At 67.5% G+C, this 13,655-nt stretch carries 9 protein-coding genes; 7 read left to right on the forward strand and 2 right to left on the reverse strand.

Annotation, left to right across the window (positions count from 1 at the left end; all coding sequences use genetic code 11):
* Positions 1-3 precede the first annotated feature (3 nt).
* From JO059_RS09975 to JO059_RS09990, 4 genes are all read left to right on the forward strand, one after another.
* The gene (locus JO059_RS09975; RefSeq protein ID WP_293316214.1) at positions 4-1,578 is read left to right on the forward strand and encodes an AMP-binding protein; all 1,575 of its coding nucleotides are present in this window, start codon (positions 4-6) and stop codon (positions 1,576-1,578) included.
* A gap of 87 nt (positions 1,579-1,665) precedes the next feature.
* Positions 1,666-2,091 (forward strand): nuclear transport factor 2 family protein, encoded by a 426-nt coding sequence (locus JO059_RS09980; protein WP_293316216.1) that lies wholly within the window; start codon positions 1,666-1,668, stop codon positions 2,089-2,091.
* 56 nt (positions 2,092-2,147) lie between these two features.
* On the forward strand, positions 2,148-2,630 hold the full coding sequence (locus JO059_RS09985; RefSeq protein ID WP_293316231.1) for a MaoC family dehydratase N-terminal domain-containing protein: 483 nt from the start codon (positions 2,148-2,150) through the stop codon (positions 2,628-2,630).
* Positions 2,627-3,064 carry a MaoC family dehydratase gene (locus JO059_RS09990; protein ID WP_293316218.1) on the forward strand — a complete coding sequence of 146 codons (438 nt, stop codon included), beginning with the start codon at positions 2,627-2,629 and terminating at the stop codon, positions 3,062-3,064. Before JO059_RS09985 ends, JO059_RS09990 begins: the two co-directional genes overlap by 4 nt.
* A 238-nt stretch (positions 3,065-3,302) precedes the next feature.
* Here the strand turns inward: JO059_RS09990 and JO059_RS09995 are convergent, their stop codons facing one another.
* Positions 3,303-4,769 (reverse strand): aldehyde dehydrogenase, encoded by a 1,467-nt coding sequence (locus tag JO059_RS09995; RefSeq protein ID WP_293316220.1) that lies wholly within the window; start codon positions 4,767-4,769, stop codon positions 3,303-3,305.
* A gap of 90 nt (positions 4,770-4,859) precedes the next feature.
* Between JO059_RS09995 and JO059_RS10000 the strand changes: the two genes are divergently transcribed.
* Positions 4,860-6,200: a secreted hydrolase gene (locus JO059_RS10000; protein WP_293316222.1), complete on the forward strand. Its 1,341-nt coding sequence runs from the start codon at positions 4,860-4,862 to the stop codon at positions 6,198-6,200.
* 27 nt (positions 6,201-6,227) lie between these two features.
* Here the strand turns inward: JO059_RS10000 and JO059_RS10005 are convergent, their stop codons facing one another.
* The gene (locus JO059_RS10005) at positions 6,228-7,367 is read right to left on the reverse strand and encodes an SRPBCC family protein (protein ID WP_293316223.1); all 1,140 of its coding nucleotides are present in this window, start codon (positions 7,365-7,367) and stop codon (positions 6,228-6,230) included.
* A 110-nt stretch (positions 7,368-7,477) separates the two neighbouring features.
* Between JO059_RS10005 and JO059_RS10010 the strand changes: the two genes are divergently transcribed.
* Positions 7,478-8,197 carry a DUF1906 domain-containing protein gene (locus JO059_RS10010; protein WP_293316225.1) on the forward strand — a complete coding sequence of 240 codons (720 nt, stop codon included), beginning with the start codon at positions 7,478-7,480 and terminating at the stop codon, positions 8,195-8,197.
* Positions 8,198-8,655: 458 nt separating this feature from the next.
* The coding region (locus tag JO059_RS10015; protein WP_293316227.1) for a fatty acid synthase subunit beta domain-containing protein at positions 8,656-13,655 on the forward strand (5,000 nt) is incomplete at its 3' end.

The raw sequence follows: 13,655 nt of genomic DNA on the forward strand, positions 1-13,655 counted from the left end.
CTGATGCCGGGGCCCGCGGATTTCGGTGTCGACCGATTCACCGTGCCCGCCGTGCTGGATCGGCGGGCCGAGCAGTATCCCGACCGAGTGATGATGACGATCGCCGGTGCCGACGTCACCTTCGAGCAGATGCGGCAGCGGTCTTGCGCGGCGGCAAACGTGCTCGGCGACCTCGGCGTGGGGCACGGCGACCGCGTGGCGCTTTTCACCGCAACCTGTCCCGAATGGGTCTACTTCTGGCTGGGCGCGGCCCGCATCGGCGCGGTGAGCGCGGCGGTGAATGCCGCGAACAAGGGTGACTTCCTGCTGCATACCCTCCGATTGTCGCGGGCCAAGGTGATTCTCACCGACGAGGAGAGACGCTCCCGAGTCGACGAGCTGGCCGACGCTTTGGATACCGTGAATGAAGTTGTAATGCACGATGATTCGCTCGCCGACGCGTTGCGGGCAGCCCCGGACACCGTGGCCGATGAACGTGCACGGGCCGAGGAGCTGGGATCGCTGTTCTACACCTCGGGAACCACCGGGCCCTCGAAAGCGGTTGCCACCACCTGGCAGTATCTGTTCACGGTCGCCGCGACCGTCGCCTCGGCGTGGGAATTCCGTGCGGGGGAGACGTTGTGGACGGCGATGCCGCTTTTCCACCTGAGCGCGGCGCCGAGCGTGCTGGTCCCCATGCTGGTCGGCGGAAAGACCGTGCTGGCCAAGGCGTTCCATCCGAGTGAAGTGTGGGACGACATCCGCTCTCACGGCGCCATCGGATTCGCCGGCGCGGGCGCGATGGTGTCGATGCTGCAGAACCTGCCGGCCGGCCCGCGCGATGCGCAGCTGCCGCTGCGGTTCATCTCCGCCGCACCCATCAATGCCGGCTCCTACCGAGAGATCGAAAAGCGTTACGGCTGTCGCCTCGTGACCATGTACGGGATGACCGAGGCGTTTCCGATCGCCCTCAAGGGCGTGTCCGACGACGGGGTCCCGGGGACATCGGGCAGACCGAATCCCGATTTCGACGTGCGCATCGTCGATGACGGTGGCAACCCGCTGCCCGCCGGCACGGTGGGAGAGATCGCGTGCCGGGCCAGGCGTCCCCACGTGATGAGCGAAGGCTACGTCGGCCATCACTTGCGCGTGGACCCGCACCCGGACTGGTTCCGCACCGGCGACCTGGGCCGACTCGACGCGGACGATCAGGGCGGGCAGAACCTGACATACGTGGACCGGATCAAGGATTCGTTGCGCAGACGCGGCGAAAATGTCTCCTCGGTCGAGGTCGAAACCGTCGTGAGCTCCCATCCGGCGGTGGCCGAAGCCGCGGCGGTGGGGGTGCCGAGCGACCTGGGCGAGGACGACATCCTCGTGGTGGTCACCTTGCGTCCCGGGGCGGCCCTGGATTGCGCCGAACTGCTCGACTTCTGCACGGCTCGGATGCCGTACTTCTGCGTGCCGCGGTACGTCGAGGCCGTTGACGAACTCCCGAAGAACGGCATCGGGCGGGTGCGCAAAGACCTTCTGCGCGCGCGGGGCCTAAATACCGGCGCGTGGGACCGCGAAAATGGCGGCTATACCGTCAGTCGTTAAGTAACATCGGTGTTACGCCAGCGCCGCAAAGTTAAATAAGTGTAACGTCCGTTTCGGCCGCCCGAAGGAGTCTGGAGAGCAAAACAGATGACGATGACCTATCAGGAAGAACAGTTCCTTCAGGCCGTGACGAGCCGCGCAGCCATCCTGGATCTGAACGCGCGACACAATCGGGCCTACTCCGACGGCAACCGCCAGCGCTGGATCGCCACGTTCCGCCATTCGGGAGCCAGCTACACCCGCGACGGTGACCAGTTCGACGATTTGGGCGCGGCCTTCGACGGGGGAGACGGGCAGCGCCTCGTCACCCTCGACCACGAGATCAAAGTCGACGGGATCAACGCGGTCCAGTGTTGCGTAGCGGTGCTTTTCGCGAGCATGTACGGGGACACCACGCTGCGGGCCACCGGGATATTCCGGGACAAGCTGATCTATGAGCGTGGCGGCTGGTACTTCACTTCCCGTGTGCTCGAATGGGATTCGGTGCCGAGCCGACACCCGCTCGTCATGTGAGCGACACCCACCTCACTTACGAGCTGGCCTTCGGCACCTACCAGGAAGCGCTGGCCATGGTCGGCGCGAAGAGCGCCCCGCGCACCGCGGCGAATCCGGTGAGTGCCGCGCGCATCCAATTGTTCGCCGCGATGGTCCACGACGGAAATCGCTCCTACTGGGATGCCGAGTTCGCCCGGGAGAAGTGGGGAGGCCTATTGGCCCCGCCGGCATTGTTGATGGGTTGGCTGATACCTCCGCCCTGGGAGCCGGCGCAACGGGGAAACGCCCGGCCGGTGGCATCGATGGTGCTGCGGGTGCCGTTGCCGGGCACCACCTTCATCAACGCATCCAACGACGTCGAGTTTCTGCGGCCCATCGTGGAGGGCGATCTGCTCACCGTGGTCGAGGAGCTGGTGTCCGTGTCACCGGAAAAGCGGACGCGCCTCGGGGCCGGTCACTTCGTCGAGACGCTCGAGACCTACCGCCGGCAAGACGGGGCCGTGGTCGCCATGTGCCGAAACACCTTGTTGCGCTTCACACCTGGCGATCCGCCGTGACTGATCTCGACTGGGACGACATCACCGTCCCCCTCGACCTGCCCCAGGTGGTCGACGAGATCAGCTACCAGCGCGTGGTGGAGAACGCCGGGGCGACATGGGACTACTTCCCCGGCCATTTCGATCCGGCCTACGCCCGAAGCCAGGGCAACCCGACCATCTACGTCAACACCATGCACCTGGCCGGATTCGCCGACCGCGTCGCCACCGACTGGGCGGGCCCGGGCAGTCGCGTGGTGCGCCGCTCCCTGCGGCTGGCCGGCTCGGTGTATGCCGGCGACACGATGGTCGGTCGCGGCCGAGTGGTGGCCAAACGGCAGGACACCTCGGTGGACCCGCCCCGACGCCTCGTCGACGTCGAGATCCGGGTGACCAATCAGCACGGCGCGCTGTGCTGCCCGGTCTCGCTGACCCTGCAGTTCCCCGATGGATGACGACGCCCTCACCCGAGACGTCTTGGTGCACACCTGGGACCTCGCTCGCGCGGTAGGTGCCGATGATCGGTTGGATCCCGGATGGTGTGAGCTCTTCTACGCCAGCCTTCCGGCTGATCCCGCCGCCCTGACTTCCTCGGGAATGTTCAACCCCCCGGTTTGGGTGCCTGTCGAAAGCGCTACGCAGGCAAGGCTTCTGGCGTTGCTTGGCCGCGATCCCGCATGGCGACCGGACCCGTCATAGCGGCGGAAACTGCCCCCGGCACACCGTCGTTTGCAGTTCGACGTACTCGTGGAGGCCCTCGGGCCCGAACTCGCGGCCGATTCCTGACTGCTTGAACCCGCCGAACGGGGCCCCGATGTCGAGCGTGTACATGTTGATGCCGTAGGTGCCGGTGCGAACCCCGGCCGCGATCTTGAGCCCGTGGGCGATATCCGAGGTCCACACGGAACCGGCCAAACCGTAGTCGCTTTCATTGGCGATCCTGATCGCGTCCTCTTCGTCCCGGTAGCGCAGGACGGTCAACACGGGGCCAAAGATCTCCTCGCGGGCGATCCGCATGTCGTTCGACGCGTCGGCGAACAGCGTTGGCCGCACATACCAGCCCCGCTCGGCCGGACTGTCGTCACCGCCGACCACGACCCGCGCGCCCTCTTGCCGCCCGGACCGGATGTAGTCCTGCACGCGGCGCTGTTGTCGTTGCGCGACAAGGGGTCCGATGTCCGTCGCCTCGTCGGCCGGATCCCCGACATGCAGGTTCGACATCATCTCGGCCAGCGCGTCGACGACCTCCTCGTGCCGCCGGTCGCTCACCAGGATCCGGGTCTGTGCGACGCAGGCCTGCCCGTTGTTCATCAGTCCGGCGGTCTTCAGCCCGGCCACCGTCTTGCCCACGTCGGCGTCGTCGAGAATGATCGCCGCCGACTTGCCGCCCAGCTCCAGGCTCACCCTCTTGAGCTGCTCCCCGCACAGGGCCGCGATCCGGCGCCCCACGGCGCTCGAACCGGTGAACGCGATCTTGTCCACGCCGGGATGACGCACCAGCGCCTCACCGACATCGGGGCCGCCGGGCAGCACCGAGACCACCCCGTCGGGAAGGTCCAGCTGCCCGATCATTTCGGCCAACCACAAAGCATCCAAAGGCGTTTCGGGCGCCGGTTTGATGATGACGGTGCAACCGGCGATCAGCGCCGGGATCAACTTGGGCATGATCAGGAATTGCGGCACGTTCCACGGCACGATCGCCCCGACCACCCCGACGGGCGCCCTGCGCAGGTGCACCTCGCCGAGCGCCCCCTGACGGCGTTCGGCCCACGGGAAGTCACGGGCGGCCGCCAGGGCAAGGTGGATCAGCGCCGCGGCCGCCGGTGCCTGACCCAGCCGGCTGAAACTGCGCGGAGAGCCCATCTCGTCGGTGATGAGCTCGGCCATTTTGTCGACGTTGGTGGCGTAGATCGCGGCGAGCTGCTCGACCTTCGCCATCCGATCACGGTGCGTCATGCGCGGCCAGGGGCCCTGGTCGAAGGCGCGCCGCGCGGCGTTGACCGCGGCGTCGACGTCCTCCGGCCCCGCCAGCTGGGCGTGACCGATGGGCTCTTCTGAGTGGGGGGAGACGACGGCGAGCTGCTGCGGGTTGGCGGGTTTGCGCCACTGCCCGCCGATGAACAGTTCGTCGTAGCAACGATGGTCGGAAGCTGCTGTCATCGGGAACTACCTCGAGGGTTGGGCGCAAATAACCAGTGACCGTGTTTTCGCTATTGACGCTAACATAGCGAAAAAAGAGCGAGGCCCGAAATGACCAGCGATTGGCGTACCTACCCGTTCCGGCTGGTGCCCGGCGACAGCCAGCTCGACTTCCCGGCCGCCGAAGGTGAACACCCCGACCACGAGTCGGACACCTGGTTCCTCGCGGGCCGGCTCGACGCGGTCGACAGCGACCGGTCGTTTGCGTTCCTGACCATCTTCAACAAGAACCGGCCCGGCGGCACGGTGGTCGCCGACTTCTACACCGTGGCCCTGTTCGACTTGGACACGGGCGACTACGGCACGTACACGGATTACGACATGCCGCCGGCCAACCTGGAGCCGGGAGCCCAGCGCAAGCTGGACATGGCCTCGGGCCACCTCGACATCAGCTACCACAGCGGCGCCGGCACCGCCTCGTGGACCACATGCCGCGACGCGGACGGGCGATTGCTGCCCTTCACCTACCGCATCAGTCTGGTGGGAGAGGATGATTCGGGCCGTCGGATGCGGCTCGACCTCGCCGTAACGCCCACGCGCGCACCGACTCCGGTGGGTGCGTCGACCTACAACGGAAAGATCGTCTGCTTCGGCCAAAGCGACACGTACTCGTACTTCCAAACCGGAATGACGATGACCGGGACTCTGCGCTGGGGTGATGTGGTTGAGCAGGTTTCCGGCGGCGGCGGGCATGTCGACCGGCAATGGTTCCCAAAGTATGCCGGTGGCGGGGGGAGCTCGGGAGATCCGCGCGCCAGGTCTCACGAATGGCGCACCATCAACTTCGACAACGGCGTGGACTTGAGCATCTGGCGTCAGTTCGACCGCACCAACGGCAATGCGCTGCAACCCTTTACCGGGGTGACGACCAGCTATCCCGACCCCGCCATGCCGCCCGCGTGTGCGGAAGACGTCGAGGTCGCGGTTACCAGCTACGTCCGCTGGCCCACTGCCATGCGTCCGCTGGTGCGGCCGGTCGCTTCGGCCCGATACATGCCCGACCGCCATCGGATCACCTGCGCCACAATGCAACTCGATGTCGTCGGCGAGCCGCTGGTGGCTGCCCCCGCGCACGGCCTGCCGATCGAGTACATGGAAGGTCCCTACCGCTACCGTGGGACGCTCTGGGGCAAACCGGTGACCGGGTTCGCGTTCAACGAGCGCTCGCTGGCGCTGTATCGCGATTGGGAGCTGGTCGAGGTGCTGGCCACGACCGTCGCGAACATCGAACCGCCCGCCCCGGATTTGCAAGCACTGGTCGATCAGGTGGCGCCCTTGGTGGCCGCCGGTCGCCGCAGCGCGGCGGTCGAGCTGTTGACCGGGGCGTCGGACATCCAAAACGCCGCGCTGGCAACACTTGTCGACGACCTCATCGCCGTGCTGACCGACTAGCGCCGCCGAGACGGTGGTGCCGCCGATTCACTGCCTCGGCAGCGCCTCCGCCCACGTGATGTGCCGGTGCTGCAGTCCGGGCTCGTTGCGCCCGAACAGCAGGTGGGCGCGAGCGCCCGACTCGAGGTTGGCCTGCAGGCGCTCGGCCAACCGGTAGTCCTCGTCGCGCACCGTGGCATGCGCATAGTCGAAGACGGCTTGAGCGCCGGCGGCCACCGACTCCTGGGACACGTCCAGGGGTGTCGAGTTCTGGTGCACGGTGATGGAGCGACCCGGGCGGTCGCCGGGGTAGATCCGGAACAGCTCGCCGTTGGCGATGGTCACCGACAACACGATGTTGGGGAACAGCGCGTAAATCACGACCATGTTGTGGAACGGATCCCACTGCTCTTCGGGAACATCGTCCAGTTCGAGGATCGCGTTGAGCGGGAAGATGAGCCGGTGATGAGGCCCGTAGGCGTCGAACACCGTGCAGTTGCTACGGGCGATGGTGGCAAAGGTCTGCCGGTGCACGGTGGCGAAATGGTAGTTCTCCGAAAAGGTGTCGACCGCCAGTTTCCAATTGATCGCGGAGTAGAGCACCTTCTCGCCCAGCGGAGACCAGCGTCCGATACCCCATGAATCGAGCTCATCGGCAAGCGGCCCCAGGTGCGCGGCGACATCCAGGGTGGCACCGGGAGCCAGTGCCACCCAAAGGAACCCGGCGAACTCGGCCGCCGGTAGCTCGGTCAGGCCAACCGACTTGACGGCGACGTCGGGGAAGCCCTCGCGTCCGGGCACGCTCAGCAGCCGGCCGGCGTTGTCGTAGGTCCACGCGTGGTACGGGCAGGTGAACCGCTTCGCGTTGCCGCAGCCGGTGGCCACCTGTGATTGGCGGTGCAGGCAGACGTTGTCGAACGCCCGGACCGACCCGTCGGACGTTCGCGTCAACAGGATCGACCGGCCCATCACCGTCTTGGTGCAATAGGCGCCGGGGGCGGGGAGTTCCGAGACATACCCCACGAGCTGGGGGCTGGAAAGCAACAGGGCTCTGTCGCGCTCGTGTCGTTGGATCGAGGTGTACTCCCGCGCGTCGACCTCGTGCTGCGTGGGAGCGAGGTCGGTCGCCTGGTCGCGCGCCAGCTTCAATGCGCGCCGAGTCAGGTCGATCAGCCGATCACGGTCCATCTGCTCAGTACAGACCTCGCGGCGCGGTACAGGCAACGCCACCGGCGTGACACAACTGTAACTGGTGTGACTGGTGTGTCTATTGGGGCTCTTGTCGTACCCTGTGGCACATGTCTGCCTCGCGGCGCGATGTGCTCAGATTCGCGGCCGCGACTCCTGCGCTGCTGGGGCTGGGCGTCGCGGCGGCGTCGTTGCGCGCCGCGCCGGCATCGGCGTCGCTCGGCACCCTGCTGGACTACGCGGCCGGCGTGATCCCCGCCAGCCAGATCAGGGCGGCCGGCGCGGTGGGATCCATTCGGTACGTCTCCGATCGTCGGCCCGGCGGCGACTGGATGCTGGGCAAGCCGATCCAGGTCGCCGAGGCGCGGGACCTGAGCACCAACGGGCTCAAGATCGTGTCGTGCTACCAGTACGGCAAGGGCAGCACCGCCGACTGGTTGGGCGGGGCGGGCGCCGGCCTCCAGCATGCGCAGCGAGGAATGCAATTGCACGCGGCCGCCGGCGGGCCGGCCAGCGCCCCGATCTACGCGTCGATCGACGACGACCCCTCGTACGACCAGTACAAACAGCAGGTAGCCGCCTATCTGCGGTCGTGGGAGTCCGTGGTCGGACACCAACGCACGGGTGTGTACGCCAATTCCAAGACCATCGACTGGGCGTTGCACGACGGCTTGGGCTCTTACTTCTGGCAGCACAACTGGGGCTCGCCCAAGGGATACACCCACCCCGCCGCTCAGTTGCATCAGGTCGAGATCGACAAGCGCAGCGTCGGTGGCGTCGGGGTGGACATCAACGAAATCCTCAAGCCGCAATTCGGCCAATGGGCCTGAGCCCCCACGGCAACAATTCCAGCAAACACTCGTTCGCTAATTTTGCCGGCCGCAGTCGCGGGCGCTCGCGGCTGACGCGCGGTCAGCGGTCGCCGGGCAACCCGATTTTTTTAACATAACGATTACATAACAATACTGCCGTGATCAGCGCAGTTATAGCTACTCGACCGTAACCACTCCCATGCAGGGGCTTTGTTCGCGGCGCCCGCGCGGGTGGTTCGAGCGCGTGTTACCCACGACACGGTTACCCGTGCGTAGAACTCGCCAGTAACCGATCGGCACACGAAAAGGGCACTCATTCTTATGACACTCTTACTACAGCCGTAGCAGCCCGCCGCGCTCTCGATCCAGGAGCCGGCAAGTGATTCGACGGGGAATCGCGTTAAACAAGCAGGCCCCACGCCGCCGGGGCCGGCAGGAACCAAGACGCCAAGACGCACGCAGGGAGATGCAGCAAGGTGACGATCCACGAGCACGACCGGGTGACCGCTGACCGCGACCGAAACAGCCCGTCGAACGCCCATGCTCTGGTCGACCGGTTGACGGCCGGAGAGCCGTACGCCGTTGCATTCGGCGGGCAGGGCAGCGCCTGGCTGGAGACGCTCGAGGAACTGGTGTCGTCGGCCGGGATCGAATCCGACCTCGCCACGCTGGTCGGCGAGGTGGAGCTGCTGCTGGAGCCGGTGGCAAAAGAGCTGGTCGTCGTACGTCCGATCGGTTTCGCGCCCCTGGATTGGGTGCGGGCACTGGCGGCCGAGGATCCGGTCCCCTCCGACAAGCACCTCACGTCGGCGGCGGTCTCGATACCTGGCGTGCTGCTCACTCAGATCGGGGCCGTGCGGGCCCTGGCTCGGCAGGGCATGGACCTCAACGCGACGCCGCCGGTGGCCGTCGCCGGGCATTCGCAAGGCGTGCTCGCCGTCGAGGCTTTCAAGGCCGCCGGCGGTCGCGACGTCGAACTGCTGGCGGTGGCCCAATTGATCGGGGCCGCCGGGACGCTGGTGGCGCGCAGGCGCGGCATCTCCGTGCTGGGCGACCGGCCCCCGATGATGTCGGTCACCAACGCCGACCCGGAGCGGATTCGCCGGCTCCTCGAGGAGTTCGCGCAGGACGTCCGCACCGTGCTGCCCCCGGTGCTGTCCATCCGCAATGGTCGACGGTCGGTGGTCATCACCGGCACCCCGGAGCAGCTCTCGCGCTTCGAACTGTATTGCCGGCAGATCTCCGAGAAGGAAGAGGCCGACCGCAAGAACAAGGTCCGCGGGGGTGACGTGTTCTCTCCGGTCTTCGACCCGGTCCGGGTGGAAGTCGGCTTCCACACCCCGCGGCTGGCCGACGGGATCGACATCGTCGGCGGCTGGGCCGAGAAGGTCGGTCTCAACGTCGCCTCGGCCCGCGAGCTGACCGAGGCCATCCTGGTCAAGGGTGTCGACTGGGTCGAGGAGATCAGCCGGGTTAAAGATGCCGGAGCCCGGTGGATTCTTGATCTGGGTCCCGGCGACATCCTGACCCGGCTGACCGCGCCGGTGATCCGGGGCCTCGGTGTGGGCATCGTGCCCGCAGCGACCCGCGGCGGTCAGCGCAACCTCTTTACCGTCGGGGCCGTTCCCGAGGTGGCCCGGGCGTGGTCGACCTACGCGCCCACGGTGGTGCGCCTCCCCGACGGCAGGGCCAAGCTCTCGACGAAGTTCACCAGGCTGACCGGGCGGTCGCCGATTCTCCTCGCCGGCATGACCCCGACGACCGTCGACGCCAAGATCGTCGCCGCCGCGGCCAATGCCGGGCACTGGGCCGAGCTCGCCGGCGGCGGGCAGGTCACCGAGGAGATCTTCGCCAACCGCATCGAGGAGCTGTCCGGCCTGCTCGAGCCCGGCCGTACGTACCAATTCAACGCGCTGTTCCTCGACCCCTACCTGTGGAAGCTCCAGGTCGGCGGCAAGCGGCTCGTCCAGAAGGCCCGTCAGTCCGGCGCGGCGATCGACGGCCTGGTGGTCAGCGCCGGCATCCCCGATCTCGAGGAAGCCGTCGAGCTGATCGACGAGCTCAACGAGATCGGCATCAGCCACGTGGTCTTCAAGCCCGGCACGATCGAGCAGATTCGGGCGGTCATCCGCATCGCCACCGAGGTGCCCACCAAGCCGGTGATCATGCACATCGAGGGCGGGCGTGCCGGCGGCCACCATTCGTGGGAAGACCTCGACGACCTGCTGCTGGCCACCTACTCCGAATTGCGGTCGCGTCCCAACATCACCGTCTGCGTCGGCGGGGGCATCGGAACGCCCGAGCGGGCGGCGGAGTACTTGTCGGGTCGCTGGGCGCAGGCCTACGGCTTCCCGCTGATGCCGATCGACGGCATCCTGGTCGGCACCGCGGCGATGGCGACCAAGGAGGCGACGACATCGCCGTCGGTCAAGCGGATGCTGGTCGAAACTCAGGGCACCGACCAGTGGATCAGCGCCGGAAAGGCCCAGGGCGGCATGGCTTCCAGCCGCAGCCAGCTGGGCGCGGACATCCACGAGATCGACAACAGTGCCTCGCGTTGCGGCCGACTGCTCGACGAGGTCGCCGGCGATGCCGAGGCGGTCGCCGAGCGGCGCGACGAGATCATCGCGGCGATGGCCAACACCGCCAAGCCGTACTTCGGCGACGTGGGCGAGATGACCTATCTGCAGTGGTTGCGGCGCTACGTCGAGCTGGCGATCGGCGAGGGCGACTCGACCGCCGACACCGCCTCGCCGGGCAGCCCGTGGCTGGCCGACACCTGGCGCGACCGCTTCCAGCAGATGCTGCAGCGGGCCGAATCCCGTTTGCACTCAAAGGATTTCGGCCAGATCGCGACGTTGTTCTCGGATGGCTGTGCGCTGCTGGAGAGGCCCGACGAGGCGATCGCGACCCTGCTCGCGCACTACCCGGACGCCGAATCCGTGCAGCTGCACCCGGCCGATGTTCCGTTCTTCGTCACGCTGTGCAAGACGTTGGGCAAGCCCGTCAACTTCGTGCCGGTGATGGACAAGGACGTGCGGCGCTGGTGGCGCAGCGACTCGTTGTGGCAGGCGCACGACGCCCGCTACGACGCCGACCAGGTGTGCATCATCCCGGGCACCGCGGCCGTCGCGGGCATCACCCGGATGGACGAACCCGTCGGTAATTTGCTGGACCGCTTCGAGCAGGCCGCGATCGACGAGGTGCTGGGCGCTGGAGCCGAGCCGAAACCCGTCACCGCACGCCGGACGGGCCGTGCGGACGTGAGCGGACCGCTGGCCGTGGTCCTCGACGCGCCCGACGTGCAGTGGGCCGGCCGCACCACGATAAACCCGGTTCATCGGATCGCCGATCCGGGTGACTGGTTGGTGCACGAAGGTCACGAAGGGCCCGAGAGCCTGCGCGCCACGCATTCCTCCACCGGGGCGCGGCTCGCGGTCAACGGCGGCTCCGGTGACCGGCAAGTCGTGCTCAGCGTGCCGATCTCCGGCGCGTGGATCGACATTCCATTCAGCTTGCCCGCCAACACCATCGATGGCGGCACGCCAATCGTTTCCACCGAAGACGCCGCCACCGCCATGCGCGCCGTCTTGGCCATCGCCGCCGGCGCCGACGGGCCGGCCCTGTTGCCCGCCGTCGTCGACGGCACGGCGACGGTCACGGTCGAGTGGGACCCCGAACGGGTGGCCGATCACACCGGCGTCACCGCCACCTTCGGCGAACGGTTGGCGCCCAGCCTCACGGTCGTGCCCGACGCGCTCGTCGGCCTGTGCTGGCCCGCCGTCTTCGCGGCGATCGGCTCGGCGGTCACCGACGCCGGCGTCCCCGTGGTGGAGGGCCTGCTGAGCCTGGTGCACCTGGACCACGCCGCGCACATCGTCGGTCGGCTGCCCAATGAGCGAGCCCAAATGACCGTCAGCGCAACGGCTTCCCGTGCCATCGACACGGACATGGGCCGGGTGGTCCCAGTCTCGGTGACCCTGCGTGACTCGGCCGGCGCCGACGGCGCGGTGATCGCCAGGTTCGAGGAGCGTTTCGCGATCCTTGGTCGCACCGGCGGCGCCGAGCTCACCGATCCGGTTCGCGCCGGTGGCGCGGTATCCGGGAACGCGACCGACACCCCGCGTCGCCGCCGCCGCGACGTCATTCTCGCGGCGCCCGTCGACATGCGCCCGTTCGCGATGGTCTCCGGTGACCACAACCCCATCCACACCGATCGGGCGGCAGCGCTGCTGGCCGGCCTCGAATCGCCCATCGTGCACGGGATGTGGCTGTCGGCCGCCGCGCAGCATGCGGTGACGGCCACCGACGGCCAAGCCCGCCCACCCGCTCGGCTGATCGGCTGGACCGCGCGATTCCTGGGCATGGTGCGGCCCGGCGACGAGGTCGACTTCCGCGTCGAGCGTGTCGGAATCGACCAGGGCGCAGAGGTTATGGAAGTGGCCGCGCGCGTCGGATCGGATCTCGTGATGTCGGCTACCGCGCGGCTGGCGGCCCCAAAGACGGTCTACGCGTTCCCCGGGCAGGGCATTCAGCACAAGGGCATGGGCATGGACGTGCGGGCCCGGTCCAAGGCGGCGCGCAAGGTGTGGGACAGCGCCGACAAGTTCACCCGCGACACGCTGGGCTTCTCCGTGCTGCACGTCGTGCGTGACAACCCAACCAGCATCATCGCGATGGGAGTGCACTACCACCACCCGGAAGGCGTTCTCTACCTGACGCAGTTCACCCAGGTCGCGATGGCGACGGTGGCGGCCGCGCAGGTCGCGGAGATGCGCGAGCAGGGCGCGTTCGTTGAGGGCGCGATCGCCTGCGGCCATTCCGTCGGTGAGTACACGGCGCTGGCCTGCGTGACGGGCGTCTACGAGCTGGAAGCCATGCTGGAGATGGTGTTTCACCGAGGCTCCAAGATGCACGACATCGTGCCGCGCGACGAGCTGGGCCGCTCCAACTACCGGTTGGCGGCGATCCGGCCCTCCCAGATCGACCTGCCCGACGACGAGGTTCCCGCGTTCGTCGCCGGGATCGCCGAACGGACTGGCGAGTTTCTTGAGATCGTGAACTACAACCTGCGCGGCTCGCAGTACGCGATCGCCGGCACGGTGCGTGGTCTGGAAGTGCTGGAAGCGGAGGTAGAGCGTCGCCGCGAGCTCACGGGCGGGCGGCGCTCGTTCATCCTCGTTCCGGGCATCGACGTGCCCTTCCACTCGCGGGTGTTGCGGGTCGGGGTGGCCGACTTCCGCCGCTCGCTGGAGCGGGTAATGCCCCGCGACAAGGATCCCGAAATCATCATCGGGCGCTACATCCCCAACCTGGTGCCGCGGCCGTTCTCGCTGGATCGCGACTTCATCCAGGAGATCAGGGATTTGGTGCCCGCCGAGCCGCTCGACGAGATTCTCGCCGACTACGACACCTGGCGTCGCGAGCGCCCGATCGAGCTGGCCCGCACCGTGGTGATCGAGTTGCTGGCGTGGCA

Source organism: Mycobacterium sp. (genome assembly GCF_019247615.1).
Taxonomy (GTDB): Bacteria; Actinomycetota; Actinomycetes; order Mycobacteriales; family Mycobacteriaceae; genus Mycobacterium.